Raw genomic sequence first — 26,572 nt, 5'->3', positions numbered from 1 at the left:
GAATGGTGAGCGACTGATCTGCGAAGTGCCAGGCGCTCAGAGGGCGGTGGGCGTCGGGCCCTGCGCGCGCCATACGGTGCCGCGCCGTTCGTGGGAGAAGAGCACTTCGACGGCGTGCGCGACGCGGGGGCCTACCTCGCGCTCCAGTAGGTACAGGCCCAGATCAAGCCCGGAGGTGACGCCGGCGCCGCTGATCAGGTTGCCGTCGTCCACGATGCGGGCGCGGACCGCGTGGGCGCCGGTGGCGTCGAGCAGGTCGAGACCCATCCGGTGGGTGGTGGCGTGCCGTCCCTCCAGCAGGCCGGCCATGGCCAGGACGAGCGAGCCGCCGCAGACGGTGGCGACGGTGACGTCCGGGTCGTCCATTGCCTGCTTGAGGAGCACGGGGAGCTCGGTGGTCAGCGTCCGGCCCAGCAGCACCGGGATGAACTCGTCCTGCTTCCACTCGCCGGCGCCCACCTCTTCTTCCGGGACCTCGCCGGGTTCGCCCACGCGGCCGGAGGCGCCGGGCACCAGAAGGACGTCCGCCCGCTCCAGGTCAAGGGCGCCGACGGCGCGCAGCGCCAGTCCCCCGGTGCCGCTGATCACCTCGCGGGGGCCCTCGGCGGAGACCAGATCGACAGTCACTGCGCCGCCCGATGCCGTACCACCGGCGTACAGCACCTCATAGGGGGCGACGACATCGAGCGGGTCGAAACCGTCGAACAGGACGATCTGGACGTGCACTGGGCGCTCCTTCGGGGGCGATCTCTCTCCGACGCGTTGAAGTCAACCGTCCGCCGACCCGGTCGCCCAGTGTCACAAGTGACAGCTTTCAACGAGAAATTGCCATGCGCCTCCGAGGGCTTCCGAAGTGCGGTGACATGGGCTTTTCCGGATATCGGTCCGTATCCGTCGTGCGGTGATGGGGTAGGTTCTGGCCATGCACACAGTCGCCGTGCTCGCGCTGGACCAGGTGATCCCGTTCGACCTGTCCACCCCGATCGAGGTCTTCTCTCGGACCCGTCTGCCCGACGGGCGGCCCGGCTACCAGGTCCGGGTGTGCGCCGAGCGCGACGAGGTCGACGCCGGCGCCTTCGCCCTGCGTGCCCCCTGGGGCCTGGAGGGCCTCCGGGAAGCGGACACGATCATCGTGCCGGGCATCACCGATCCCACGGTCCCGCCCTCCACCGCCGTACGCGACGCGCTGAGGTCGGCCGCCACCGACGGCACCCGGATCGCCTCCATCTGCGTGGGCACCTTCCCCCTGGCCGCCACCGGGCTCCTCGACGGGCTGCGCGTCACGACCCACTGGCGGGCGGCCGGATTGCTGTCCACCCTCCACCCGGACGTGGACGTCGACCCGGACGTCCTCTACGTCGACAACGGCCAGTTCCTCACCTCGGCCGGCGCGGCCGCGGGCATGGACCTGTGCCTGCACATGATCCGCCGGGACTACGGATCGGCGGTCGCCGCCCACGCCGCCCGCCTGTCGGTGATGCCACTCGAACGCGACGGCGGCCAGGCGCAGTTCATCGTCCACGACCACGCCCCCGCACCGAAGGGCTCCGAACTGGAGGCGCTGCTCACCTGGCTGCGGGAGAACCTGGCCCGCGATCTCACCCTGGCCGACATCGCCGCGCAGTCCGGGACCAGCACCCGGACCCTGATCCGGCGGTTCCGTGACCAGACCGGCACTACCCCGCTCCAGTGGCTCCACCGGGCCCGCATCCGCCAGGCACAGCACCTGCTGGAAACCACGGAGCACTCCGTGGAGCGCATCGGCGGCCAGGTCGGCTTCGGCTCGCCCACAACGTTTCGTGACCGCTTCAAACGCACCACCGGCGTCAGCCCGCAGACCTACCGACGCACCTTCACCTGAACCAGTGTGACTGCCCTGCCCAAGAGATCCCGAGCAATGATCCACTGGGCGATGGCTGACAAATGTCCCGCGAACTGACCGCAGAATCCACACCAACGTGGCGAATCGAAACGGGCAATCCCACTCACATCCGCGTGAAGGTTGATCAGTTGCTCTCTTGAGAGCCAGTTAGGTCTTGACCTATCCACCACAGGGTGGCGGTGAGGTGCTCTGTCGGGGCGGGGCCGGCCGGGCAAGGTGCACATGACCCGGGCCCGACCGGTCACGGGATGTAGGGGCGGAGACCGGCGCCTGTGCATGCCTGTCGGCGGGGACAGGACCGAGGCGGGCCGGTCGGCGGCAGCGCGGCACGCCACCGGCACCATCCAGCGCTGTGCGTTTCGATGGTTACGGCAGTTGCACGAACGGCGACAGGAAAGCGCGCGCTCCCGGAGTGTCCAGCCGGTATGTGACATTGGTGGCGTAGCACGGGCTGTCGCCGGTGACGGTCGTCGCCGCGAGGATGCGCTTACCACCGATGACGGCGAAGTTGGGTCCGCCCGAATCGCCGTAGCAGGCACCTCCGTTGCCCTGCGGCGCCGTCATGGCGAGGCGCACCCAGGCATCGTTGAGGGCGTTGAAGCTCACTGGCGCCTTCATCCTGACACCGCCGCCCGGGTGAGTGTGGCCGCCCGGTCCGTTCACTGCCTCCTGGGTGCCGTATCCGGCGACGACCCAGTCGGTGGAGTTGAGCTTCTTCGACCCGAGCGCTGCGAGCTGGTTGGCAGTCGGCAACGCGGCCGGGGTGAAGGACCAGCGTGACTTCATTTGCGCGGCGGGGAGTTCGACGACCGAGATGTCGTGCGTGTCGGAGGCGGGTCCCGGGTAGTCGGAGTGGCTGTGGGCCGTGCCCTGAACGGCGACGGCTCTCGCCTGGGCGGCGGGGTCACCGGGGTACGTCTTCGCGGCGGCGTCCAGGTCGGCCTGGACGTCCTGGCTGAGAGAGACGTGGAATCGTACGTTGTCCGGCCAATCGGTTGTGCAGTGAGCAGCCGTCAGAAATGTGTCCGCGTCGATCATCGTGCCCGAACAGACCCAGTCGACGCGGTCCGGGGTGGCCGGGTTGCCGTCGTCGTCCCAGGTGGCCACGAGGGCGCCGACCTCGGTGCGCTCGGGGGCGGGGGTCGCATTGTAGGAATTGATCGCGGACGAGGGCGACGCAATGGCGAGCACGGTGGCGCAGGCGGCCGCGGTGACGGCGGTGGCGCGTATGGCGGTCAAGGAGAAACCCTTCGCTGGGTATGAATCGGGTGTTCCTTCTGTGGACGGTGGGTGCATTGAAGCGCTTGTGTTCGTCTACGGCAAGACAGTCTGCGGGTGCACCCGGATCAGCAGGCCGATCGGACCCGTCCGGCCGCACACTGCGCAGGAGATGGCGTGAACGCCACTCCGACCGGCCGTCGAAGGCGCTGTCCACCAGATCAGCAACGTGAGCATGCGCTGGACGTGGCACGCAGGCTCAGCGGTGAGTGGGCCAGAGAAAGGTCGACCACCGGCCCGCGGCCGCAGCGCGCTTGACCGCGTGTCGAAAAACCTGGGCCACCGCCCAGGCCTCCTGGGTGGCGGGCCGGCGTCCCCGGTGCGGCGGCACGCCCAGTAGCCGCGTGAGCTCCTCAAGCCCTGCATCCACACCGGGACGGCCGTACGAACGAGCTCCACCGCGTCCCAGCGGGCAACGGAGGCCAGACGCGGGCACGCGGCCCGCTCGGTGTGCGGCAGTGAGGCCTCGATGAAGCCCAGCACCGCGACGATCCGGTGCGGCCGCTCCCCCCCCCGTTGGGGCACCGAGCACTGGCAGAAGCCCTTCAACAGCAAGCACTGCAAGACCACCCGCCACGACGCCGTTGGCGTCGCGATCGGACGACGCGCTCTCGGGCACCGCGTCCGACGACGGACGGAACCGCCCTCACACGACCAGAGCGATCGTGTGGGGCATGGGACCGCCCAGGCCGGACACGGAGCCCGTGGGCGTGAGGAAACCCGCCTCCGCATCCCCGGACCACGGACAAGATCCCTGTCGCCGGACGCGGCGCGAGCAGGAACGCTTTGAAGTCGCCGTTGCGGAGCCTGAGGTCCAGCAGTCGGCCATGGGCAGGAGCTCGCGGTCAGCGGTGCGCTCGACGAGGCTGTACTCGTGTTGGATGCCCACGATCGGGGCCCAGTCCTTCAGGTCCGCGAAGGTTACCGCGCGCGAGACGCGCCAGGCGGGGAAGTTGGACAGCGCGGCGTGGTGGGTCTTGCCGGCGCTCACCAGGTCGTTGAGCCCGCGCAGGAGTTCCTCCATCGGAGTGAGCTCGTCGGGGAAGTGCACTCACAACAGGTCGATGTAGTCGGTGCCCAGGCGCTTCAGGCCGGCTTCCACCGAGGCGACCATGTTCTTGCGGCTGTTGCCGGTCTTGGAGATGTCCGGCTGCGGGGCGGCGCCGGGGGGGGAACTTCGGGGCCAGGACGAAGTGGTCGCGGTCGGCGGAGATCAGCTTTCCGGTCAGTTCCTCCGACTCGCCGAACTGGTAGCCGTCCGCGCGGTCCAGGAAGGTGCCGCCGGCCTCGGCGAACCGGTCGAAGATCCGGCGTGCGTCGTCCGGCTCGGCGCCCGCGCCCCAGCCGGTGCCGATGTTCGCGGCGCCGAGCGCGTACTCGGACACGCGCAGTCCGGTCCGGTGACCGAAGGGCGCGTAACGCATGGGATGTCCTTGCACGAGGGGTGAGCGTCAGCCCGCGGTCGGCTGGGGTGCCGCGGACAGGCTCTGCTTGACGTACCGGCTGGTCTCGTCGGCGAGGATCTCGGGCAGGCCGGTCTCGATGCCGTCCAGGGCCTGGGCCGCGACGTCGGCGGCGGCGACCTTCTGATCGGCGGGCACGCCGGAGGCCATGTCGGTGTCCATGTAGCCGACGTGCAGCGCCGAGACGGTGATCCCGCGAGGTGCCAACTCCTCACGGGTCGCGTCGCTCAGCGCCCAAGCGGCGGCCTTGGACGCGGAGTAGGAGCCGAGTCCTGCCGGGTGGAACCAGGACAGGGCGGACAGGACGTTGAGTACAGCGCCACCGCCGTTGCCCTCGATGACGGGGGCGAACGCCCGGGTCGCGGCGAGCGGGCCGAAAAAGTTGGTCTCCATCTCCCGGCGCACCTCAGCCACGTCGCCTCCCATCAGCGTCGCGCCGGTGGAGATGCCCGCGTTGTTGATCAGCAGTGTCGCGTCGGACGCCACGCGCGCGGCCTCCTGTATCGACGCCTCGTCCGTGACGTCCAGCCGCAGCGGGATGACGCCCGGCACGTCAACCGCCTCAGGGCGTCGGGCCGCCGCATAGACCTTCGCGCCGCGCTCGACGAGCTGGGCTGCCAGGTGTCGCCCGAGCCCCCGGTTGGCGCCGGTGACGACCGCGACCGCGTTCTTCAGTTCCATGCTCACTCCTGATCCTGGCGGGGGCCGACGGCCACCCGCACAAATTAGATTACGCAATCAATCTAAACATGGAGCTACGATAGATGCCAGTCGACATCCATCGGGAGGTGGTCATGGGCCGCGTATCGCAGGCACAGGCACAGGAAAATCGCAGGCGGGTGGTGGACACCGCGTCCCGGCTGTTCCGGGAGCAGGGCATGCAGGTCAGCGTCGCCGACCTGATGAAGGCGGCCGGTCTGACCCACGGCGCCTTCTACAAGCAGTTCGCCTCCAAGGAGGCGCTCGTCGACGAGGCCACCGCCCAAGCCTTCTCGGAGCTCACCCAGCGCTACAGCGCCGGGCTCGAGCGGCACGACGGGCAGCGCGAAGCCGCCCAACAGGCGCTGATCGACACCTACCTCTCCGTCGAGCACCGCGACGCCCCGGCGGACGGTTGCCCGGTCGCCGCGCTCGCCACCGACATCGCGCGCGAGGGCGCAGGGCGCGAGGCCCGTCGCGTCTACACCGAAGGGGTGGCCGACTTCGCCGGCTTCCTCGCCACCGACGACCAGGACGGCATCGTCCGCCTGTGCACCCTGTTCGGTGCGCTGGTCCTGTCCCGGGCCACCAACGGCTCCCCACTCTCCGAAGAGATCCTCGCCGCCGCGCACGCAGCCTTGACGGAAGCAGGCTGATCAAGGGCGCGGTGTGGGTGGACGTCGACCGCAATCGCGAGCGACGAGGCGTCCGCAGCCAGACGGAGGTGGCGGTAGAAGGCCGCCGGCGCCTGGCGCACCGACTTCACCAGGCGCCCGTCGGTCCCGGGCCGCGTCCCCGTGAAGTGTCGGTTACGGAGCCGACGTCAACGTGTCAGCAGGACTGCGATCTGTTCCCGGATGTCGCGCACGATCTCGTCGACGACACTCGGGCCCCCGGCCTGCACAGACTCAGCCCATGGCGCGGAAACGGGCCACCGACTCCGTCGGCGGCCGTCACGAAACTTCGAGGCTAGGTGCCCTTCGGCGGGATCACGGCGTTGGAACGCCTCGGCACCGCAGAGGCCGACCTGGTCCTCATCAGTCCCTGCAACGGTCTCGGCGAGACCCGTGCGGCCACTACATCAGTGTCGCCTGTACCAGCCCCGCCGACACTGTCCCCCGGACGGAGACGACGCGGTCGAGGTGCGGCGCGGTGCCGCCATCATCCGACTGCCTCCCCTCCGTCCTTGCGCTCCGCTGCACGCCTGTGCGCCTCTTCGAACGCGGCCTGCCATCGCCTGTTGACCTCTTCGGGCCTCTGGTGCCCGCACTCGATGAGGTTGCCCGCCCTGTCGGTGACTTCCGCGTAGCAGTCACCGTTCTCGATCCAGACGGCGACGTTCTCGACCCCCGCTCGCCGGTCGTCTTCGTCCACCCAGAAAGTCATGGAGAAGGCCAGCTCATCGCCGTCGTAGTCGGATCGGACCCGGAACGTCTCGTCCGGCCTGAGCCATCGATCCTCGCCAAGTGGCTCCAGCCACATGACGAGCCATCCTTTGGAACCGTTGCGGACATCCATGACAGCCATGTCCGCACCCTAGCCTCGACGGTGAGCAGGTAGCGGTGCGTATTCAGCGACTCGTTCGCGGCACCCGCCACCGCGGTGAGGGGCGAGCCGTGTGGGCCGTCTTCCTTGAGCAGGTGACCCACGTCAGCTCCGGTCTCATCACGATCTGCCTACTCATCTACGGTGCGGTCGGCATCGTCGGCAACTTCCTCGGCGGATCCAGGGTGGGTCGCTATCCCCTGTCCACCTTCGCCGCGGTGGCGGCCCTGATCGCCGCCACGACCCTGCTCCTGCCCCGTCCTGGGACAGTCGGACACCGGCGCGGTGGCGCTGCTGGTCTTCCGGGGCGTCGCCTACGGTGCACCACTGGACGGGGAGGTTCACAGGGCCGCTGTCGAGTCCTATGCACTGTCGTCGCACTCTTTGACCTCGCGGTAGGTCAACTTCCCGAAGACCCGACCAGGGACTCCATGGCCGACGGTCGAAAGCTTCTCGTGTGGACGCTTCAGACGTCCGCCGCCCTCCCTCACCCAATCGACACCGTTGCGATCGGTGAACGCGACATCACCCAACTCCCAGTACACGTTCTCCCGGTCCACCGAGCGCCAGCCCTTCCCCTCCGGGGGCGATGACAGGTCGGGAAAGCTGTACGCCTCGTTGTTCAAACGGCGCAGCGGATCGTCGAGGTTGTACTTCAGCTGATGCTGGTTGATCGTCATGTCAGTACAGGGCGGGACACTCATTACCATGACAGCCCATACGGGTGCGTTCTCCTCGTCAGGGAGCCATGGCGCGAACGACACGAAAACCCGTGCGATGGGATCGGGACTCCGGTTCATGACGTGGAACAACCACTTGCCGCGCGAGTCCTGGCTCGCCCAGGCGGACACCCGGGAGGCCTGAGCACGCTCCTCTTTCGACGCCGCCTCATGCGCCTGATCCAGTTGGTTCTGGGCAACAAGGACAGCCCACACAGTTCCCGGAACGGTGAGGAGGACGGCCAAAAGGCTCGCGATCACCGTAAGGTCCCGCCATTGGCGAGGCTTTCCCTCCACGCCCCCTGGGTCTCGTTCCCGCTGCCTCACTCTGCCTGGCCTCTGACGGCTCAACCGCAGCGTCACCCGCTGCCCACTACGAACGCGGCGCATGGCCCCTCCCCACTTCACTGCTGCTAGTGACGCACAGGCGCCTCAGTTGGCTCCCAGGCTCACGTCCCGACCCTCCGTCCGTACGCGGCTGCTGCGCCGCCCGGCAGCGGCGCGTGGACGGTTGCACCCGTGTTCGCCTCGGGGATCAGGCCATGCACGAGGATGCACAAGGCGACGCAACACAGTCCACGGCTGCGGACTGGGCGAGGTGCGCCGGGCGGTCGAGTCCACCTTCGCCTGGCTGCAGGCCAGTTCAAGCGGTTCCGCATGCACTGCGAACGACGCGCCGACCTCCACCAGGGCCTACTCGAACTGGCCTGCAGCGTGATCTGCATCCGACCTCTGCCCCGCCGCCCTGGCTGAGTAACCGGGACCAGCCCAGCCCATCCTCGGAAATCGCCGACGCGTTCACGGGGCAGTCGTTGATGCCCGTCAAACGGCTGGAGCGAGGGTCCACGGAGAAACCGAACGGCAGGGCCGTATCCTGAGGCCGGCGACGCAGGCACTGCCGATGCGTCGCAGCCGTCCGTCGCCGGGCTGCCGCCCACGCCGGGTACCGGGTGCCCGGCAAACAATCGGGAGTTCACAGTGATCAGCCTGGCCGCAGCGGGGGGAGTGGCCCTGGTCGAACTGGGCATGGCCCTGACCCCGGGACCGAACATGATCCACCTTGCCTCACGCGCGATTACCCAAGGCCGCAGGGCGGGCCTCGTCGGCCTGAGCGGGACCGCCGTGGGATTCCTGTGCTATCTGCTGGCTGCGGCCGCCGGCCTGTCCGCGTTGTTCGCCGCCGTGCCGCTCGCGTACACGATGGTCAAGCTCGCCGGGGCCGCCTACCTGGCCTACCTGGCCTGGGGCATGCTCAAGCCCGGCGGCCGCTCCCCCTTCGCTCCGGCCCAGGACCTGCCTCCCGTCTCCGATGCCCGCCTCTTCTCCATGGGGCTTTTGACCAACCTGCTCAACCCCAAGATCGCTCTCCTGTACACCGCTCTTCTGCCCCAGTTCATGGAACCGCAGGCGGGTCCGGCCTGGGCACAACTGCTGCAGCTCGGCAGTGTGCAGATCTTCGTGGGAATCTCCGTGAATGCTCTGGTCATGCTGGGCGCAGCACGGATGTCAGGGTTTCTCGCTACCCGCCCCCGTGTGATGACCGCTCAGCGGTTCGCGGCAGGCGGCTTGCTGGGCGTCTTCGCGCTGCGCACAGCCCTGTCCCGTACTCCTGTCTCAGCCTGAGCCATGTACGGGCTTCTGTGAGCCCGGGGACGGCAGCCCGTGCTCCCGTGCGTTCCAGCGCCGCCCGCATCCGATGCACCCTGCTCGTGACGCGGGCGGGCTCGGGGGGCGCGCAGGGGGCCTGCTCGGCCTCAGCCGACCGGCTTCCCCGCGCGCCCGGATCCGAGGACGTCCCGAAGCCCGGTCGCAGCCCGGCCTGTCGGGTCAGGAAGCCGTAGGTGTCCACTCCCCCAGCCAGTCGGCGACCTCCTGGTCGGCTGCCTGGGCGTCGGTCAGGAAGGGGCGGTTCGTGCTCGCGGAGCCCGCTCCCGCGCCCGTGTTCCTGTACTCGGCGAACCGGTCGTCCTTCCATGGGAAGCCACTCATGTCGGTCCACGGCGTGGACTTGATCGCCGCGCTGAGGTTGGTGTTGCGGACCGTCGTCTGCGGGTCCAGGGTCGTGTCGCCGCCGGCGTGCCAGGGACGCCCCAGGTAGAAGGAGCTGCTGGACACATCGCCGTTGACCGTGGAGTTGGCGATGAGAAGGCCCTTACGACCGGCGGGCGTGCTGGGAGCGGTGATGTAACCGGCGGAGGAGCCGTCCCAGCGCTTGCGCAGGGTGATGACGGAGCGGTCGATCACGGCTGTGGCGCGGCCGAAGATGAAGTCGACGTTGCCGACGACGTAGGAGTTGGAGACGTAGACGCGGCCGAGCTTGTCCTTCGCGGCCGTGTCGAGGAGCAGGGTGTCCTGGTCGCCGGTGACGATGACGCTGTCGAGGAGGACCTTGTCGGCGGCGGTGCGCAGCGCGACGGCCTGATGGCCGGAGAGGGACTGGTTGGCGCCCTCGTCGAAGTCGTTGGCGATGGAGAGGTTGCGGGCCTGGAAGTCGTCGGCCTCGACGGCGACCGTGGCGCTGCCGCTGGTGCCGTAGGTGCCCGAGCCGTCGGGCTTCTGCGTGCCGGCCGCATTGTTGTAGACGATCACCGTGTCCCTGCGGCTGCCACCGGTGCCCTGAATCGTGACGTGGGGCTTGTTGGACGGGATCTTGACCGTCTCACGGTACGTGCCCGGCTTGACGGCGATGACGACACGGGCGGGGTTGTTCGCGGGGACGGCGTTCACGGCGGCCTGAATTGTCGTGTACTGGCCGGTGCCGTCCTTGGCGACCGTCAGAGTCGTCGTCGCAGCGCCGTTCGCCGCGGCCATGGTGCCGATCGAGGAGCTGGGGCCCGCGCCCGATTTGACGACCGACGGGACGTTCGCAGCGGCGTCCAGGGAGTAGGAGTAGAACGCCTTCGGATCGAAGGCCGTACCGCCGGATTCGTTGCGCCCCGAGGTGCCGGCGAAGACGTTGCCCTTCTGCACGAGCGAGGCCGTGCTGTCCTTGATGACCGGGTTCTTGAAACCCTGGAAGTAGCTGTTCTCCAGGACCATAGCCGTGCCGCCGCGCGCGTAGTTCCCGTACGACGACGAGATGTCCGTGCCGGTCGTGTCCTCCAGGTAGTTGTTGTAGAGGTGCGCGTGGGCGCAGTTGTCGGCGGACGGGTTGCGCTGTTCGGTTTCGCGGATCCAGTTGTGGTGGATCGTGATGTCGGTGGTGACGTTCTCGGTCCAGCCGATACCGAACGCCTTGTTGTTGTTGCTCAGTTCGTTCCAGGAGACGGTGACGTTCGTGGAGTCCTTGCGGACGTCGATCAGGCCGTCGGCCATGTTCCGGAAGTCGTTGTGGTCGATCCAGACGTGGTGGGCGCCGTCCATCTGGATCGCGTCGTAGTCGTGGTCCTTGTCGTTCCAGGTGCCCTGGTACGTGTCCCGGATGGTGAGGTTCCGGATGATCACGTTGTGGACACCGGTGCCGAGGAAGAAGCCGCCGCCGACGATCTGCCCGGCCGTCCCGGATCCGACGATCGTCTTGTCCGAGGCGACCTTGATCTCCTTGCCGACCGGGGACATGTTGATGGCCGCGGCGACGACGATGACATACGGCTCGGCGGCGCTGGCGTACTTCTCCAGCTCCGCCTGGGTGCGCACGGTGACCGTCGCGCCGTTTCGGCCGCCGTACGTGCCGTTCTGTCCGAGGGTGTTGACGGAGGCGAAACCGTCGGCAGTCGCGGTGGCCCAGGCGGGAGCGGCCGTGGCACTGCCCACGGCCTCCGCGCGGCCGGCGCCGGCGCCCGTACCGTGAGCGAAGGCCACGGCGGCGGTCAACGCCAGGGGGAGGCTCGACGCCAGAGCACTTCTGGCGCGATGGTGAGGTGCCTTGCTGCGGGGGTGGCTCATGAGCTGCTTCCGATCAATGCGGGTGCGTACATGACACCTCCTGGTCGCACCCGGGCGGCGAGAGGTTGCCGCCCTCGGCTCCCGGCGCGGGCGGAGTGGAGTGCGTCGGGTGGGGCAGAGCGCAGTCATCGCGCCTGGGGCAGCGAGGTGCGTTCGTCCAGCAGGCCTCCTTACGCGGGTCGGTCCGGATACCCGGAGGGACGGGTACGGCGATCGCCGCGATGTTGCGTTGTACCTCCAGCTCGGTGCGCATGCCGGCTGCGGTGCCAGCGACAGCGGGGTTGGTGTGCGCGTCGCCAGCATCCTGACGAAGCCGGGCGCGACAACGTACACCGAGGCCGCGGCCATCGGCCTCCGTGAAGGACTGGCCGGCCGCTGGTCTTGTGGGCTGGTCGTGCGCCTCGGCTCCGTCCTTCCGTGCCCTCGGCCTGACCACCCTGCGGCGTGATCACCGAACCGCGGCGCCACGGCCCGTCCAGGACGACGTCCACCCCGAGCTGGACGTGCGGGGGCCAGGGCAGTCAGGCGGCTGGCTGGCCGGTGAGGGCCGGCAGAGGCGTCGTCCTGATGCGGCGGTAGGTCGCGAAGCCGTTCACGGCCAGACCTGCCCCGATGACGGTGCTCACCAGGGGCCACCGCAGATCCCCCTTCTCCGGACCGCACCGCCTCCCCGCTCGGTCAGCCCTTCAGCCGGTGCGGATGGGCGGGGTAGACGCCCAGGACGCGCACCTCGGAGGAGAAGAACCGCAGTTCCTCCAGGGCGAGGGCGACGCGGCGCTCGTCGGGGTGGCCCTCGGCCTCGACGTAGAAGCGGCTGGCGTTGAGCCCCGCGCCGATCTGGTAGCTCTCGATCTTGGTGAGGTTCACCCCGCCGGTGGCGAAGCCGCCGAGCGCCTTGTACAACGCGCTCGGAATGTTGCGCACGCTGAAGAACAGGCTCGTCATCGTCGGCTGCCCCGGGTCAGGGGCGGGGGCGGGCTTCCGGGACAGGACGACGAACCGTGTGGTGTTGTCCGGGTCGTCCTCGACCTCTGCACGCAGGACGTCGAGACCGTGCAGCCCGGCCGCGGCGGGCGGCGCGAGGGCCGCGTGCCGCGCGTCGCCCAGCTCGGCCACCTCCCGGGCCGCCCCGGCGGTGTCGTCACTGACCAGGGTCCGCCAGCCGCCCTCCCGCAGCAGCTTGCGGCACTGGCCCAGGGCGTGCACGTGGCTGCGCACGTACTCCACCTGGTCCAGCGTGGTGCCGGGGACGCCCATCAGGTCGAAGCGGATGGGAAGGAAGTACTCACCGACGATGAACAGCCCCGACTCCGGCAGCAGGTGGTGGACGTCGGCGACGCGTCCGGCGGCGGAGTTGTCCACCGGGATCACGGCCAGGTGGGCGTCCCCGAGGGTCACGGCGTCCAGGGCCTGCTCGAAGCCGGTGCAGGGCAGTTCGGCGGCGTCCGGATACAGGGCACGCGCGACGGTCGCCGAGTTGGATCCGGGTTCACCCTGGTATGCGACGGTCGTCACCGCGTTGGGCCTTTCTGAGGGAGGTCTGTATATCAGACGGCGGACGCTCGGTTGCGTGCCGCGCCTTCTGAAGTATCGGGGAAGTTGTCTTCCCAGTGGCCAACGGGGTTCCCTCCCGTCGCCGCACCTCTGCGTCGGCACAAGGTCGAGGGCCGTCGCGAGGACGTGGCGGACGGGGCCGGCGAGCCGGTAGCTGGACCCAGGGCAGTCCTCAAGGGGCGCGGTCAGGCGCGGCGCCCGGCCCCAGGCGCCGGTGGAGGCCTGCCAGGCCCCGGCCGGGCCCACGTGGGCAGCGCGGTTTGTCGACCGCGAGCAGTCGCTTGAGGCCGGTGGCGGGTCCGGCGACCTCAACGGGGCCCTCTGTGCGGAGGCCGGTGTGTCCAGGCGACCTGTCCACCGTCGGCGCTCGGAGCCGCCGCGAGGACGACGTTCTGTGACTCCTCGCAACGCCGGTCAAGTCCGAGCGCGCCAATCTGGTCCTCCATGCCGCCCTGGTAGCGCTGGCAGGGCTGCCCGGCGCGGCCGTGGAAGATCTTCCGGGCGAGTGCGTGCCGGCCTTCGTGGAGGTGGGCCTGAACCTTGATCTGCCGCCGGCAGCCGGGCTCGTCGGCCAGGTGCAGGATGTGCAGGGTCTTCGCGATCCGCCCGCAGTGCGCGATCGCGTCGCCGAGCGGGGTCGGGCGCCCGTCGCGGGAGAGCATCCGGATCACGTCGTACGCGCGGACGGCGCCGGTGATCCGCAGGATGTCCTCCCAGTGCCGCGCGATCCTGGCGAGGTCGACCCGGCTGCGGGCCGCGTCCTGGAAGGCGCCGTAGTCGGCCGTGCGGTCGATGCGCCACATCTTCTGGTCCGGCAGGTCGGCGAGCTGCGGGGCGTACGGAAGCCGACGAGCGTGAGCAGGCCGAAGACGATGTCGGAGTAGCTCGCGGTGTCGCCTCGTACGGGTCCGAGCCCGGCTACGGCACCGAGGAAGAGCTGCCTCCGGCGCCCGAGACGCCTCCGACCACCAGCACGCCCACCACTCCGCCGGTGCGCACGGTCGACACGTCGCCGTCGGTGGGTGTCGAGGAGGCCGCAGAGTCTGCCGAGCATGGTCGGGACCACCCTGTCGCGCAGTCCGCACTTCGCTCAGGTGCCGCACCATGACGCCCGAGCGTGCTCAGGCAAGAGGCGTGTCGTCCGGCCGGGCATCCGAGAACTCCCACCACGCGAGCGGCAACCAGTCACCGTCCACGAAGCCGTCGACGGAGGCCCCGGTTCCCCGGATGGCCACCCGCGTCCCCACCGGATAGCTGGTGCCGGACAGCCCGGAGACCGGGACGAGCAGTACGCCGAGACGTCGCGTCACGATTCCTGATCCTTTCCGTGCCACATAAGCGGGAATTTGCTTTCCCTAGGTGCAAAGCATTGCATCCTGGACCAGTCTGGACAGTGAGGGAACCCACAAAGAACTGAACTAGCTGCATGGATCAAGGTTTCTCAGCAAAGCAAGGAGACGCTCCCGAGAAGCCACTGTTCCCGAACGTGATCGAGCGAGTGCACTGAGTGGAGGTGCTCGACGATGCAGGCCGTCGTGTACAAGGGACCGTTCGAAGTAGCGGTCGAGCAGGTGGAGGATCCCCGGATTCAGCACCCGAACGACGTGATCGTACGCGTCACGTCCACCGCCATCTGCGGTTCGGACCTGCACATGTACGAAGGTCGGACCGCCGCCGAGCCGGGGATCGTCTTCGGCCACGAGAACCTCGGCGTCATCGAGGAGGTCGGTGAGGGGGTGACGTCGCTCAGCCGCGGCGACCGGGTCGTCATGCCCTTCAACGTGGCGTGCGGCTTCTGCAAGAACTGTACGGCCGGCTTCACGGGCTTCTGCCTGACGGTGAACCCGGGCTTCGCCGGAGGTGCGTACGGCTACGTGGCCATGGGGCCTTACGTGGGAGGCCAGGCCGAGTACGTGAAGGTGCCCTACGCGGACTTCAACTGCCTGAAGCTCCCCGAGGGCACCGAAAAGGAGACCGACTTCATCCTGCTCGCCGACATCTTCCCCACCGGCTACCACGGCAACGAACTGGCCGACGTACGCCCTGGTGACACCGTCGCCGTCTACGGCGGTGGTCCCGTCGGGCTGATGGCCGCCTACTCCGCGCTGCTGCGCGGGGCGAGCAAGGTTTTCGTGGTCGACCGGGTGACCGAGCGGTTGCAGAAGGCCGAGGAGATCGGGGCCGTCCCGGTCAACTTCGCCGAGGGCAACCCGGTGGAGCAGATCAAGGAGCACACCGACGGGCAGGGCACGGACAAGGGCATCGACGCGGTCGGCTACCAGGCCCAGGCCGGCGGTGAGGGTCGCGAGGAACCGGCGATCGTTCTGAACTCGCTGGTCGAGACGGTACGGCCGACGGGCGCTCTGGGTGTGCCGGGTCTGTACGTCCCGAGCGATCCGGGCGGGCCGGACGAGCAGGCCAAGCAGGGCATGCTGATGGTTTCCATCGGCCGCATGTTCGAGAAGGGGCTGCGTATGGGCACCGGTCAGTGCAACGTCAAGCGCTACAACCGGCACCTGCGTGATCTGATCATCGCCGGGCGCGCGCAGCCCAGCTTCGTCGTCTCCCACGAGCTGCCCCTCGACCAGGCGCCGTCGGCGTACGAGAGGTTCGACAAGCGCGTCGAGGGCTACACCAAGGTCGTCCTTCACCCGCACGGGTAGGGGCGCCAGGACGGACCCGCCCAGGACTTCCGAAACCGATGCGCGAGTGAGCCCGGTGGCTCGAGCCACCGGGCTCACCGCAGCCCTCGACGGCGGTGGGCGCCAAGAACAGCCCGGCAGGCAGGTCAGCAGAGCCAGCACGGCGGCCGCCGTCGGCAGACGTACTCGGGACACCGACTCGTATGGCCTTCGCCGGAACGCGCGCTGGCACCGAGGCCGGCCAGAGCCTCGCACCTACTCCACGGCCTCCGTCAGCAGCCCCACAGTCGGCGGCCCGACGACAAACGCCACCGCACGCCCGGCGGCCCCTCGTCGGCCGCCGGGCGGAGGTGGCTCAGACCAGCGCCTTCTTGTAGAAGATGCTGGAGCGTCGGTCGCCCTCTTCGCCGGTGGCGAAGCCGATGAAGAGGCGGACCTCGCCGGCGTCGGTGCGGTAGATCGCCAGACCCTCGGGCTCGCGGTGGTGGAGGGTGGATCCGGCCTTGCTGAGGACCGGGCCCTGCTTCACGGAGCCGGTGTTGATGTCGACGCTGGTGACGTAGGTATTGCCGTCGCCGGAGGGGGAGCCGTCGCCGGGGTACGCGTCGCCCGTCAGGTAGTACATGTACGAACCGTAGAGCGTGTATCCCTGAGGGGTGCCCGGGATCGTCGGCTGCTTGAAGTCGACCAGCGGCGTGCCGAAATCGCGCGTCTCGAACGCGGAGAGGGGATACACGGCGATGCGCTTACCGGCGCTGGTGTTGTACCGCACGATCATGCGGCGGTAGACCGGGTCGACGGAGCAGGTGTATTCGTTGGCCCCGGAGATCGGCTGGAACGCTGCCGAGGCGGCCGGCGAGTTCCAGCTGGCATTGGCGGTGTAGCGGATCGGGGCGAGCGCGGTCCCGTATCCCTTGGTGTTCGCGGCACACTCGATCCACAGCTCGGTCCCCGAACCGTCCGGCAGCGCGGCGAAGGCGACGCCGTGGCCGAAGCCGTTGAGGTGCATGTACGAGATGTAATTGCCGTCGAAGTCCATCTTGTTGATGCAGAGGTCACCGGCGGAATCAGGGCTTCCGCTGCGCTTGGTGGCCACGAACAGGAACTTGTTCACCCAGTCGAAAGCGAAGCTCTGCTGGACCCGTGCACCGTGCGTGTTCTTGGACCGGAACAGGTCGTACGAGGGCTGCGTCAGGTCGAATCGCTCGGTGGTGGCCACCGCGGCGGAAGCGGTCTGCGCAGCCGCGCCGAGGCCCACCGCGGCAAGTGAGGCGCCGGCGCCGGCGCGTATGAGGCCGCGGCGGGAGAGGGGGAAGCCAGGGGTGTGATTCATGGGGGGCTCCAGGCCATGGGTGACGAGCAGGAACAGGTGATCATATCCGTGGTGGCACCGAGGTGTACCTTCCGCGGCGCAGTCCACTGAGACATGCTGCACGGGTCGCCGTCACGTCAGTTCCGCCACCGCGACGAACTGCTGGACGGCGACTGTCCCGGCCACGGGAGACCCCAACCTCGAACGACAAGCTCCACGTACGGATTGCCGACGCCTGTTCAGGACGACGCGGCCGGCGGTGCGTCCGGGCGGGGGCGCAGCCCGGCAGGCCTGAGCGGCGTCAGTCGCCGCCGGTCATGAAGTCGGCTATCGCGGCAGCGACGGCTTCGGGCTGCTCATCCGGGATGAAGTGCCCGGCGCCGGGCACGACGACCCCGGTGGTGTTGTCGGCCCACGGGCTGATGGAGGCGGCCATGTCCGGGATGGAGCCGTGGCTGCTGGATATTCCGAGGATGGGCACGGTCAGGTGCCGCCGGTCGAGCGCCTGGTGGTTCTTGCGCGCCGACTCAGCGGCGTCTCGGTAGTAGGCGAGGGAGGCCCGGAGACCGCCGTCGGCGGCGAGGGACGCTGCGTAGTGGTCGAGATCGGCGTCGTCGAATGGGCCGGGATCGAGGGCCTTCGCCTTCAGGAACCAGCCGACGTACTCCCGTTCCCGGCCCGCGAGCAGGGTCTCGGGCAGGTCGGGCACGAGGTGGAACGCGAAATGCCAGGTCTTCCACGCCCGGGCGGGGTCCGTGGGAATCGTTTCCGGGAGGGTGATGCCGGGGATTCCGGCGTCGAGCAGGGCGAGTCCGCGCAGTTGGTTCTCGTGGTTGAGGGCCAGGGAGAATGCCACCCAGGCCCCGATGTCGTGAGCGGCCAGCCAGTAGGCCGGCACTCCGAGCGCGTGGACTGTGGCGTGGACGTGGGCGGCGACCGTGTGGGTGTCGTAGCTCCCCTCCGGGCGGTCGGAGTGACCCTGGCCCGGCAGGTCGATCGCGATGACACGGAACCGGCCGGCGAGGCTGGGCATGACCTTCCGCCAGGCCCACCAGGTCTGCGGGAACCCGGCGAGCAGGACGACAGCCGGGCCGGCCGACCGGCCGCCTTCGACGGCATGAAGGCGAAGGCCGTCTGCGTCGACCCAGCGGTGGGTGAATCCGTCCAGGTCGTGCAGGGGCAGGTGGCGGACGGGGCTACTTTCGGACACGGTCACGGGATCCTCCATCGGTGGTGGTGGGTGTACTGGTCCGCGGCTCGCCCGAGGGCCGGGCCCGCGCGGGCGATGTCCGCGATTGAGGAGGTCACTGCAGCGTCGACGAGACCGGCAGGACGGCCGGGCCGCTCTGAATCGGTGTGCGGGGACGCCTGGCCGTGATCACGCCGGAAGGCTAGCACATCTTGAACCGATCAGTTCAAGATAGAATGACGGGCAGCATCCGGAACACCGACACACCGGCAAGGAAGTGCCACGTGGCAGGCAAGAAGCAGTTCGACATGGACACGGCGCTGGACGCCGCGATGATCCAGTTCTGGCGCGCCGGCTACGCCGACACCTCAGTCCACGACTTGTCCCGGGCAACCGGCCTCAACCGCAGCTCGATCTACTCCTCGCTCGGCGACAAGGACACGCTTTTCCTGCGCTGCCTGGATCGCTACGCCGCGCGCTACGGCGACAAGTACGACGCCGCCCTGTCGTGCGCGGCCTCCGAACCCCTTGCGGCTGTCCGCGCGTTCTTCGACGTCACCCTCGAGCGCATCGCCGATCCCGAAGTGCCCGATGGATGTTTGATTGCCCAGTCGGCCATGGCGATCCCCGTGTTGAGTCCGGCCGTCGCGGCGCACGCCAGGCAGGCGCTCGGCCTCCAGCGCCTGCGCCTGCGAGCGGCGCTGACGGCGGGCCGAATGACCGACCAGGACGCCGAGGCTTTCGCTGTACACGCGGCGGCCGTGAACCAGTCTCTCGCCGTCATGAGCAGAGCCGGGGCGAGCCCGGCACAGCTCCTGGCCGTGGTGAACGTGACCGTTGACGCGCTCTCGCACGCTTTGCGCGCGCGCAACTAGGCACCGCTCCAACAAGGGACCTGCGGGGCCTGTGTTGCCGCGACGAGGCCTGTGTCGGCTTCCCTCCGCAGCCTGGCGGCGTGATCTTGCCGATGAGGAGTGACTCCTGGCTGGTGGTGCTGACACCAGGCTCATCACGCTCTCCCTGTGTCACCGGCCCCCCGGCCAGAGTGATCGACATGAGCCGACGCACCGTTCTGATCACCGGTACGAGCCAGGGCCTGGGCCGTGGTATCGCCTTCGAACTCGCCGAGCGGGGCCACACCGTCCTGCTGCACGGTCGTGACCGCCAGCGCCTCGAGGCGGTGGCCTCCGAGGTGAGGGACACCGTCTCCGGCGCCTCCGTACGCACCTACCTCGCGGACCTGGCCGACCTCGACCAGGTGCACGACATGGCCGCCCGGATCCGCGCCGCCGAACCCCGCCTCGACGTACTGGTCAACAACGCCGTCGCCGGCGGCGGCGCGGAACCCCTCCGCCGGGAAGTGAGCCGACAAGGGCACGAGTTGCGGTTCGCCGTGAACCACCTCGCCCCGTATGCCCTCACCCGCGACCTGCTGCCCCTGCTGACGGCCTCCGCGCCCGCCCGCGTGGTCAACGTCGCCTCCATAGGGCAGGAAGCCGTCGACTTCGACGATGTGATGCTGGAGCGGGGCTACGAGGGCCTGCGCGCGTACTGCCGCAGCAAGCTCGCGATGATCATGGCGACATTCGAGCTGGCCGCCGAGCTGAAAGGGACCTCCGTCACGGTCAACACCCTTCACCCCGCGCATCTGATGGACACCGCGGGAGTGCGCGCGTACGGCCTGACCCCGGTCACCGGCATCGATGAGGGCGTGCGACCCACCGTGCGACTCGTGCTCGACCCGGACCTGGAAGACACCACCGGGCGCTACTTCGACCGGTTCACCGACATGCGCGCCCACGAGCAGGCGTACGACACAGAGGCCCGCAAGCGCCTGATGGAACTGACCCACCGACTCCTGGACCTGCGCCCGCTCCACGCGTAACGGCCACCGCCCCGTGACCGGTGGTCGCGGCACAGCATGCCAGGATCGGCGATCAGGCGGACGGGCGACAGCAGGTAGAGAAAGGAGACCGATGCGAGGTCAGTCGGCGTACATGAAGACCAGGCACAGAGCCGCGAACGGCACGACGGACGCGCCGAGCAAGGTCAGTGCCGCCGGGACGGCCGCCGCCAATCGCTCCTTGTTCTTACGCCGACCCGAGCGGAACACCGCGCGGGCCGAGATGAGCGGCAGCGCCACCAGGGCAAGGAAGACCGCCGGAACCAGAAATCGGCTGTACACGGTGGTGCCGGCGTCGGTGACCAGGTGCCAGGTGGTCGTACCGAAGACCACTGCCGGGCCGGCCAGCAGGCCGAACGAGAGAGCCGACGCCACGGCGATGGTCAGCCCTTCGGTCAGCCGTTCGGCACGAGCATGCTCCCGACGCGCATCCATCGCCCTGCTGTCCACCACGCCCGATCCCCCCACCTGCCGCAGTTCGGTGCCGCCGGACCCCGAGCGGCCGCTCAGCCTGTGGTCAGCAGGAACGGCAACCTAGGCCCGAGCCTCAGGACATGATGATCTCACGGGTCCAGCGGCCCGACGGGGCCTCCATCCCGGCTGTCGGTGCATCAGTGGCTGCGCCGTCGTCCTCAGTCTGTCGGTGTCGGCACGGCGCAGGCATCGGCGACAGCCCGCGTGTCCCAGTAGAACGGACGGACCTCGGCATCCGTCCGTTCTTGACCGTGATCGCTTGCGGAATCTACATGCCGGTCAGGACCTCTGCCGACTCCGTAGTGAATGACATTGCCATGCCGCCAGCATGAGCACCACGGAGGAGCCTCGCTGGCGGCAATCAGACATCGTTGTGCGGCGCGTCCGGACTGAGCTCGGACAGGGATCGTCGCATTCGCGAGCTCAGGCAAGGTCCCCTCAGCCCGGCTGGCCGTAGGAGTTCTCCTCGAGGTTCGCGCGGAGGGCGGCCAGGGCGGAGGCGATACGGGACATGTCTTCAGGAGGGACCACCGCGGTCAGCAAGACGAGTTCGCTCTCGACAATGGGGCGGGAGGCGGCCAGCTCCTTCTCGCCCTGGGGTGTCAGGCGGATGACGGAGGAGCGGCGGTCCTGGGGGTGTGCGTCCCGCAGGCACCAGCCCGCAGCCACCAGCCGGTCGACCGCCTTGCTGACGGCCCCCACGGTGATCGCCAGCTCGCCGGCGATGTCGAGTACGCGGCATCCCGGTACCCGGTCGATGATCTCCAGGAACTCGAACTGTCCCAGCCCGATGCCTCGTTCCTCGCGCAGTCGAGCGCTCACCGCGTTGTAGAGCCGGGTCTCGACGCGGACGAGGTCGGTGAAGATCGGGGTGACTCGGCTCACAACAACAACCTCCAGTGGATTCCGGGGAATCATCTTCCATGGAATCCGGTTGGGTTCAGACAGATGGATTCCCTGGAATCCATCCTCGCACCCCGACCCATGGAGGCCCCGCATGTCACGTCAACAGCGCGACGCCCTGGACGCCCTGCTCCGCTCCGCCCCTCGCAACGAGACGCGACCCACTGTCGAGGAGCAGCGCAACGGTTTCACCGCGGCCATCACCCGCCCCGTGCCGGAGGGCGTGGTCACCCGCTGGACCGTCCTGGGCGGGCGGCCGGCCCTAGAGCTGGAGCCGGCCGAAGTCCGCGGCCGCGGCCGACTGCTCTACCTGCACGGCGGTGGCTACGTGATCGGCTCGCCGGACACCCATGCCGGCCTGGTCGGCGAACTGGCCCGCCGTGCCGGGCTGCGAGCGATATCGGTGGACTACCGCCTGGCGCCGGAACACCCCTTCCCCGCAGCCGTCGACGACGGACTCGCGGCCTACCGCGAGCTGCTGGCAGCGGGTACCGACCCAGGGGACCTCGTCGTGGCCGGCGACTCCGCCGGCGGCGGCCTGAGCATCGCCACCCTGCTCGCAGCCCGGGCAGCCGGGCTGCCGCAACCAGCCGCCGTAGCCGTGTTCTCCCCCTGGGCCGATCTCACCCTCGCCGGAAGAAGCATCCGATCCAAGGAGGACGCCGACCCCATCTTCACCGAGTCCGACATCCGCGCCTACGCCGATCTCTACATCGGCGCAGGCGACCGGGCTCGCCCCCTGGCCAGCCCGGTGTTCGCCGACCTCACCGGGCTGCCCCCACTCCTCGTGCAGGTAGGGGCGAACGAGGTGCTGCTCGACGACGCGGTGCGGCTGGCCGGGCGCGCGGGCGCCGACGATGTCGAGGTCACTCTCGAAGTCGGACCCGGACTCCCCCATGTCTTCCAGCACCACTACGGACGTCTCGACGAGGCGGACGCCGCACTGGACCGCGCCGCCCGTTTCCTCACCGCCCACTTGAACGGTGACGAAACGGACGGCGACCGTATCGACCCGGTGCGTCCACAGTGGCGGACCACCTGACGGCGCCGGCGCCGAGGGTACCGGGCCGGGCCGGACGGACCGGACCCCACGTTGAGGCGGACACCGCTACAGCACTCCGGCCGGCCACCCTGCCGAAGCTTCAGGCGGCCGGAGTGATGGGTCCGCACATCACGTTGCCGGGCTCGGCCGGATCGTCGCTGATCCAGAACTGGGTCCACAGCAGTGCGAATTCCGCACGACTGAGGTACCCGTCGCCGTCCTGGTCGAGACGGTCGAAGACCTCCCCCGTGACCGTGCTGCGGCCGTACCACGTATCGATCAGCCGCTGGTGTTCGACGCGGGAGATTCGGCCGTCCCCGTTCTCGTCCACCGCATCGAAGATGGTGTCTGCCGTCGCCGCGACGGCTTCCCGCATCAACGGCAGACGATCGACCACGGTCATCAACTCGTCCATGCCGACCCGTCCGCCCAGGTCCGCGTCAGCGGCCTCCGCGAGATGCGGCCACCACCCCAACGTCACGCTGCGCACACGCCCGGCGAGCTCCGGACTGGCGGCGACCCGCGGCAGACGACCCCAGCGCGCCGCGAGCGCTTCGAAGTCCCCTTCCTCCAGATAACCGTTGCCGTCCGCGTCGAACGCGTCGAACATCGCCTGAATCTTCGCCCTCTGGAACCCACTGGCCACCACAAGCCCCCTTGACACATCGTGTTGGGAACAGCCTGTCCCGTCCGGCCCCTCACCCAACAGCGCCCCGGATCACTCCCGTCCCGGCGTGTCACACAACGCCCCGCCCGAGCACCACCGAGCGCCGGTTTGACCCGGGGGCGACGCGTCCTGCCTGCCGTCGCACCCGCCGCTCCCCCCTCTCTCTCTCAGTCGCGGCCCCGACCGGTGTAGAGCTCCAGTTCTCCGTCGAGTTCGACGGCGAGGACGGTGCCGTGCGGGGCGATGTCGGGCTGCGGGGGCGCGTCTATCCACAGCACGCCGGGGACGTCGTGCAGGCCGCCGGTGACCCGGTGGGCGAGTTCGGTCCCGGTCCCCAGCACACTGACCCGGCGTACCGCGTTGCGCAGTCCACGCACGGAGACCGTCTCGCTCGGCGGATCGAAGCAGACCAGGTACAGCGTGCGGCGGTCCGGGGACAAGGTACTCGGACCGTAGTGGTGCCCCGGCGGCAGTCCGGCGACGCTGCCGTGGACGGCCTCGGAATGGCGCCGTGTCCAGTCGCCGAGCCCTTCAAGCCGCCGGGCCTGCTCCTCCGGGATGGTGCCGTCCGCCCGCGGGCCGACGCCGAGCAGCAGGTTGCCTCCCATGCCGATCGTCTCCGCGAAGTACCGCACCAGCTGTCCCACCGTCTTGTGGTTGCCGTCCTGCGGCCGGTAGCCCCAGGAGTCGTTGACCGTCAGGCACAGCTCCCAGGCGGTGGCCGGGGCGGACATGGGCAGTCCTTGCTCGGGGGTGGCGTAGTCTCCGTGGCCGAGCAGGCGGGCGTTGCACATCGTGTCCGGCGACAGGTCACGGATCGTCCGGGCCAGTTCGGACATCCGCCACTGTTCAGCGGAGCGTTCCCACTCCCCGTCGAACCAGAGCAGGTCCGGCCTGAACCGGGTGAGCAGCTCGCGTACCTGACCGTCCCGGTAGTCGAGGTAGCGGTTCCAGGCGCGCGGGTCCTCGGCCCCCGGGGCCGGGGAGACGTACGGGCTGTCGACCAGCTCGGGGTGCGGCGGCCGGGGGTGCCGCACGGTGGCGTAGTCGGGATGGTTCCAGTCGGAGTGCGAGTAGTAGAGGCCGGCCTTCAGACCCTCTTCGCGCATCGCTTTCACGTATTCGGCGACCAGGTCGCGGCCCGCGGGTGTGCGGCGGACCACGCTGAGATCGCCGAAGCCTGTGTCCCACAGGGCCACTCCGTCGTGGTGGCGAGCCGTCAGAACGGCGTAGCCTGCGCCGGCGCGGGCGAAGAGCCGTGCCCAGGCGCCGGCGTCGAAGGCGGAGGCGGTGAAGCCGTCGAGCTGGCGCATGTACTGGTCGTGCGGCATGACGGAGTCGAAGAAGGCCCAGGATTCAGGCACTCCCTCGACCGCGTAGATGCCGTAGTGCACGAAGACGCCCAATTTGGCCTCGGTGAACCAGGGCTGCATGGTCATGGAACCGTTCCTCGCAGATCTTGGGGAAGACATCGTGCCGACGAGCCCGGGTTGCGGCCGCGCGGGGTGTGGGGAGAAGTCGTCGCGACTACAGGATCGTGGATCTCCTGGGAAGGTAGACCAGGCTCACCGGCGGAACCAGGTGTGTCACCGGCCCATGTGTTCTCCCGGATCTGTGGTGAGAGTGCGGACGCCCTCAGCTGCGAGTACGGGTTCGGCGCCGGGGAGGTGGACCTCGGCTTCGGAGCCGTGCGGGGTGTCGTGTCCGGCGGAAGCAGAGGTGAGACCACCGCCGACGTCCTGGCATCACTCAGGTACCAGGCGTACCAGTTTCAGTGGCTCCGTCGTGGCTCCCCGGAAACCACGTGTTCCATGCGCCGGATCTCCCGCTCTGCCGCCACCAAGTGCCCGAGGTCGAGGGCCATCGCAGCACGCCCGGCAAGGTAGAAGACGTCCTGTCGGATCCGGCAGGACAACTCCGCTTGGCGGCACAGGGCCAGGAACCGTACCTCCAGCCTGAGTTCGATGCGGCCCATCTCGTCCCGGACGGGGACCGGGAGCGCGGCGCGCCAGAGATCCTTGGCGTAGTCACGCGTCTGCCGGTCGGACTCGTCAGGCCGGCCTTCCACCGGACGATAGGGGTGGTCGGCCCACTCCGTGTCAGCCCACCGGAGGAGTTCGGCCAGGCACTCCGAGGCGACATCCACCTCCGGGGGCGAAGCGGACAGGGACGCGTTCGCATCGGCGACCAGCCGGGCGAGACGGCTGCGCGCGTCGTCGTCCCCCGCCACGCACACCGCGATGAAGCCCGACAACACGTCGAGCCGGCGAGAGACCTCCGCCCGCTGCCAGATCTCGTACAGTTCCGCCATTCACCGTTCCCTCTTCGCCGGCCGCGTCTCCGCGCTCGAACCCTACGACGCGCCCCCGTCACCGGGTCCAACGGTTTTCCCGGGCTCGGCGGACAGACGTCATCCCGCCGGACGATGGCGAGTTCGAGAACGCGCCGCCCGACGCAGCGGACGTGGACACGTCGGCAGTTGATCGACGGGATACAGTGGCGGACCCGGGCGAGCGCGCCCTGGCGGGACGTCCCCGAGCGGTACGGCCCGTGGGGCCGGGTCTATAGGGTGTTGCAGAAGGCCGTGAACTGGGCATCTCCCTTATATGGCTGGAGTATTGAAGGCCGAGCGGGTGTGGGTGGAGACGTTCACGGGGCTGCGGGCGGACCAGTTCGGTCGGCTGCTGAAAGCGGTCCGGGAACGCGGTGGCGAGGGATGTGGCTGGGGTCGTCCGTGGCGGCTTCCGCTGGCCGAGCGGGTGCTGCTGGTGACCGTGTACTACCGCACGAACCTCACCATGCGGCAGCTCGCCCCTCTGTTCGGTATCTCGCCCGCGACCGTGTGCCGGGTGATCCAGAGGCTCGGCCCGCTGCTTGCACTCGAGCCGGCCCGGGCCTGCGCCGATGCCACCGACCGGCTGTGGATTGTCGACGGCACCCTCGTCCCGGTCCGCGACCGCAAGGTCGGAGCGTCCTCCCGAAACTACCGGTTCTCGGCGAACGTGCAGGTCATCGTGGACGCCGAGACACGTCTGGTGGTGGCGACCGCCCGTCCGGTGCCCGGCAACACCGCGGACGCGAAAGCCTGGCGGGACTCCGGCCTGGCCCAGCACTGCGAAGGCGTGACGGTCCTCGGCGACGGCGCCTACATCAACACCGGCCTGATTGTCCCGCACCGCAAACGCCCCGGGCGGCCCCTGCTGAAGGGTGAGGAAGAAGACAACGCGCAGCATCGCAAGGTCCGCGCCCGCGTCGAGCACACCTTCTCCCGCATGAAGAACTACAAGATCCTTCGCGACTGCCGGCAACGCGGCGACGGCCTCCACCACGCCGTCCAGGCCGTCGCCCGCATGCACAACCTCGCCCTCGCCGCGTGACAGCACAGCCCCGGACACCCGCTCCGACCTGCCTGATC

General features: G+C 69.1%; 23 protein-coding genes and 6 pseudogenes. 11 read left to right on the top strand and 18 right to left on the bottom strand.

Annotated elements, in window-relative coordinates:
• Window positions 1-36 precede the first annotated feature (36 nt).
• The gene (locus IEZ05_RS10360) at window positions 37-726 is read right to left on the bottom strand and encodes a DJ-1/PfpI family protein (protein ID WP_189229708.1); all 690 of its coding nucleotides are present in this window, start codon (window positions 724-726) and stop codon (window positions 37-39) included.
• A 196-nt stretch (window positions 727-922) separates the two neighbouring features.
• Between IEZ05_RS10360 and IEZ05_RS10355 the strand changes: the two genes are divergently transcribed.
• Complete coding sequence (locus tag IEZ05_RS10355) at window positions 923-1,861, top strand: GlxA family transcriptional regulator (RefSeq protein WP_189229707.1); 939 nt, start codon at window positions 923-925, stop codon at window positions 1,859-1,861.
• A gap of 387 nt (window positions 1,862-2,248) precedes the next feature.
• Here IEZ05_RS10355 and IEZ05_RS10350 read toward each other — a convergent pair whose 3' ends face one another.
• Complete coding sequence (locus tag IEZ05_RS10350) at window positions 2,249-3,121, bottom strand: trypsin-like serine protease (protein WP_229869649.1); 873 nt, start codon at window positions 3,119-3,121, stop codon at window positions 2,249-2,251.
• A 553-nt stretch (window positions 3,122-3,674) separates the two neighbouring features.
• Here IEZ05_RS10350 and IEZ05_RS36275 point away from each other — a divergent pair.
• Window positions 3,675-3,950: pseudogene (locus IEZ05_RS36275) on the top strand (IS200/IS605 family accessory protein TnpB-related protein); the annotation flags it as partial.
• 93 nt (window positions 3,951-4,043) lie between these two features.
• Here the strand turns inward: IEZ05_RS36275 and IEZ05_RS36760 are convergent.
• The 3 genes and pseudogenes from IEZ05_RS36760 to IEZ05_RS10340 all read right to left on the bottom strand — a co-directional run.
• Window positions 4,044-4,184: pseudogene (locus IEZ05_RS36760) on the bottom strand (aldo/keto reductase); the annotation flags it as partial.
• Between the two features lie 193 nt (window positions 4,185-4,377).
• Window positions 4,378-4,584: pseudogene (locus IEZ05_RS36755) on the bottom strand (aldo/keto reductase); the annotation flags it as partial.
• 27 nt (window positions 4,585-4,611) lie between these two features.
• Complete coding sequence (locus IEZ05_RS10340; RefSeq protein WP_189229705.1) at window positions 4,612-5,304, bottom strand: SDR family oxidoreductase; 693 nt, start codon at window positions 5,302-5,304, stop codon at window positions 4,612-4,614.
• Between the two features lie 113 nt (window positions 5,305-5,417).
• Between IEZ05_RS10340 and IEZ05_RS10335 the strand changes: the two genes are divergently transcribed.
• Window positions 5,418-5,978 carry a TetR/AcrR family transcriptional regulator gene (locus tag IEZ05_RS10335; protein ID WP_189229848.1) on the top strand — a complete coding sequence of 187 codons (561 nt, stop codon included), beginning with the start codon at window positions 5,418-5,420 and terminating at the stop codon, window positions 5,976-5,978.
• 505 nt (window positions 5,979-6,483) lie between these two features.
• On the opposite strand, the gene IEZ05_RS10330 is transcribed toward IEZ05_RS10335, so the two are convergent.
• Window positions 6,484-6,849 (bottom strand): hypothetical protein, encoded by a 366-nt coding sequence (locus IEZ05_RS10330; RefSeq protein WP_189229704.1) that lies wholly within the window; start codon window positions 6,847-6,849, stop codon window positions 6,484-6,486.
• Window positions 6,850-6,950: 101 nt separating this feature from the next.
• Between IEZ05_RS10330 and IEZ05_RS36270 the strand changes: the two are divergent.
• Window positions 6,951-7,191: pseudogene (locus IEZ05_RS36270) on the top strand (MFS transporter); the annotation flags it as partial.
• A gap of 38 nt (window positions 7,192-7,229) precedes the next feature.
• On the opposite strand, the gene IEZ05_RS10325 reads toward IEZ05_RS36270, so the two are convergent.
• Complete coding sequence (locus tag IEZ05_RS10325) at window positions 7,230-7,847, bottom strand: hypothetical protein (protein WP_189229703.1); 618 nt, start codon at window positions 7,845-7,847, stop codon at window positions 7,230-7,232.
• A 717-nt stretch (window positions 7,848-8,564) separates the two neighbouring features.
• Here IEZ05_RS10325 and IEZ05_RS10315 point away from each other — a divergent pair.
• On the top strand, window positions 8,565-9,209 hold the full coding sequence (locus tag IEZ05_RS10315) for a LysE family translocator (protein ID WP_189229702.1): 645 nt from the start codon (window positions 8,565-8,567) through the stop codon (window positions 9,207-9,209).
• Window positions 9,210-9,413: 204 nt separating this feature from the next.
• Here the strand turns inward: IEZ05_RS10315 and IEZ05_RS10310 are convergent, their stop codons facing one another.
• The 4 genes and pseudogenes from IEZ05_RS10310 to IEZ05_RS10295 form a co-directional block, all read right to left on the bottom strand.
• Window positions 9,414-11,471 carry a pectinesterase family protein gene (locus IEZ05_RS10310; RefSeq protein ID WP_189229701.1) on the bottom strand — a complete coding sequence of 686 codons (2,058 nt, stop codon included), beginning with the start codon at window positions 11,469-11,471 and terminating at the stop codon, window positions 9,414-9,416.
• Window positions 11,472-12,149: 678 nt separating this feature from the next.
• Window positions 12,150-12,986, bottom strand: a complete 837-nt coding sequence (locus IEZ05_RS10305; RefSeq protein WP_189229700.1) for a prephenate dehydratase — start codon at window positions 12,984-12,986, stop codon at window positions 12,150-12,152.
• A gap of 455 nt (window positions 12,987-13,441) precedes the next feature.
• A pseudogene (locus IEZ05_RS10300) lies at window positions 13,442-13,929 on the bottom strand (Tn3 family transposase); the annotation flags it as partial.
• A 217-nt stretch (window positions 13,930-14,146) separates the two neighbouring features.
• Window positions 14,147-14,338 carry a hypothetical protein gene (locus IEZ05_RS10295; RefSeq protein ID WP_189229847.1) on the bottom strand — a complete coding sequence of 64 codons (192 nt, stop codon included), beginning with the start codon at window positions 14,336-14,338 and terminating at the stop codon, window positions 14,147-14,149.
• A 210-nt stretch (window positions 14,339-14,548) separates the two neighbouring features.
• Between IEZ05_RS10295 and IEZ05_RS10290 the strand changes: the two genes are divergently transcribed.
• The gene (locus IEZ05_RS10290) at window positions 14,549-15,688 is read left to right on the top strand and encodes a glutathione-independent formaldehyde dehydrogenase (protein ID WP_189229699.1); all 1,140 of its coding nucleotides are present in this window, start codon (window positions 14,549-14,551) and stop codon (window positions 15,686-15,688) included.
• A gap of 334 nt (window positions 15,689-16,022) precedes the next feature.
• On the opposite strand, the gene IEZ05_RS10285 is transcribed toward IEZ05_RS10290, so the two are convergent.
• Window positions 16,023-17,000 (bottom strand): phage baseplate protein, encoded by a 978-nt coding sequence (locus tag IEZ05_RS10285; RefSeq protein ID WP_189229698.1) that lies wholly within the window; start codon window positions 16,998-17,000, stop codon window positions 16,023-16,025.
• A 280-nt stretch (window positions 17,001-17,280) separates the two neighbouring features.
• Window positions 17,281-18,207: an alpha/beta fold hydrolase gene (locus IEZ05_RS10280; protein ID WP_189229697.1), complete on the bottom strand. Its 927-nt coding sequence runs from the start codon at window positions 18,205-18,207 to the stop codon at window positions 17,281-17,283.
• A 245-nt stretch (window positions 18,208-18,452) separates the two neighbouring features.
• Between IEZ05_RS10280 and IEZ05_RS10275 the strand changes: the two genes are divergently transcribed.
• On the top strand, window positions 18,453-19,043 hold the full coding sequence (locus IEZ05_RS10275; RefSeq protein WP_189229696.1) for a TetR/AcrR family transcriptional regulator: 591 nt from the start codon (window positions 18,453-18,455) through the stop codon (window positions 19,041-19,043).
• A gap of 179 nt (window positions 19,044-19,222) precedes the next feature.
• Window positions 19,223-20,053: an SDR family NAD(P)-dependent oxidoreductase gene (locus tag IEZ05_RS10270; protein ID WP_189229695.1), complete on the top strand. Its 831-nt coding sequence runs from the start codon at window positions 19,223-19,225 to the stop codon at window positions 20,051-20,053.
• 99 nt (window positions 20,054-20,152) lie between these two features.
• Here IEZ05_RS10270 and IEZ05_RS10265 read toward each other — a convergent pair whose 3' ends face one another.
• Together IEZ05_RS10265 and IEZ05_RS10260 are read right to left on the bottom strand one after the other, a co-directional pair.
• Window positions 20,153-20,524, bottom strand: coding sequence for a hypothetical protein (locus IEZ05_RS10265; RefSeq protein ID WP_189229694.1), 372 nt, complete (start codon window positions 20,522-20,524; stop codon window positions 20,153-20,155).
• A 459-nt stretch (window positions 20,525-20,983) separates the two neighbouring features.
• Complete coding sequence (locus tag IEZ05_RS10260) at window positions 20,984-21,430, bottom strand: MarR family winged helix-turn-helix transcriptional regulator (protein WP_189229693.1); 447 nt, start codon at window positions 21,428-21,430, stop codon at window positions 20,984-20,986.
• A gap of 112 nt (window positions 21,431-21,542) precedes the next feature.
• Here IEZ05_RS10260 and IEZ05_RS10255 point away from each other — a divergent pair, with 112 nt between their 5' ends.
• Window positions 21,543-22,490 (top strand): alpha/beta hydrolase, encoded by a 948-nt coding sequence (locus IEZ05_RS10255; protein ID WP_189229692.1) that lies wholly within the window; start codon window positions 21,543-21,545, stop codon window positions 22,488-22,490.
• Window positions 22,491-22,590: 100 nt separating this feature from the next.
• Here the strand turns inward: IEZ05_RS10255 and IEZ05_RS10250 are convergent, their stop codons facing one another.
• The 3 genes from IEZ05_RS10250 to IEZ05_RS10240 all read right to left on the bottom strand — a co-directional run bounded on the left by IEZ05_RS10250 (window position 22,591) and on the right by IEZ05_RS10240 (window position 25,468).
• Window positions 22,591-23,136 (bottom strand): EF-hand domain-containing protein, encoded by a 546-nt coding sequence (locus IEZ05_RS10250; RefSeq protein WP_189229691.1) that lies wholly within the window; start codon window positions 23,134-23,136, stop codon window positions 22,591-22,593.
• Window positions 23,137-23,324: 188 nt separating this feature from the next.
• Complete coding sequence (locus IEZ05_RS10245) at window positions 23,325-24,596, bottom strand: alpha-L-fucosidase (protein ID WP_189229690.1); 1,272 nt, start codon at window positions 24,594-24,596, stop codon at window positions 23,325-23,327.
• Window positions 24,597-24,928: 332 nt separating this feature from the next.
• On the bottom strand, window positions 24,929-25,468 hold the full coding sequence (locus IEZ05_RS10240) for a hypothetical protein (RefSeq protein WP_189229689.1): 540 nt from the start codon (window positions 25,466-25,468) through the stop codon (window positions 24,929-24,931).
• A gap of 147 nt (window positions 25,469-25,615) precedes the next feature.
• On the opposite strand from IEZ05_RS10240, the pseudogene IEZ05_RS10235 reads away from it, so the two are divergent.
• Both IEZ05_RS10235 and IEZ05_RS10230 read left to right on the top strand, forming a co-directional pair.
• Window positions 25,616-25,723: pseudogene (locus IEZ05_RS10235) on the top strand (transposase); the annotation flags it as partial.
• Between the two features lie 40 nt (window positions 25,724-25,763).
• Entirely contained in the window at window positions 25,764-26,534 is a 771-nt protein-coding gene (locus tag IEZ05_RS10230; RefSeq protein WP_189229688.1) for a transposase family protein, read from the top strand.
• Window positions 26,535-26,572: the final 38 nt, after the last annotated feature.

It is taken from the genome of Streptomyces flaveolus (assembly GCF_014648815.1).
GTDB classification, from domain to species: domain Bacteria; phylum Actinomycetota; class Actinomycetes; order Streptomycetales; family Streptomycetaceae; genus Streptomyces; species Streptomyces flaveolus.
Note: the sequence above shows the minus strand (reverse complement) of the source record. Positions and strands in the feature narration are given on the sequence as shown.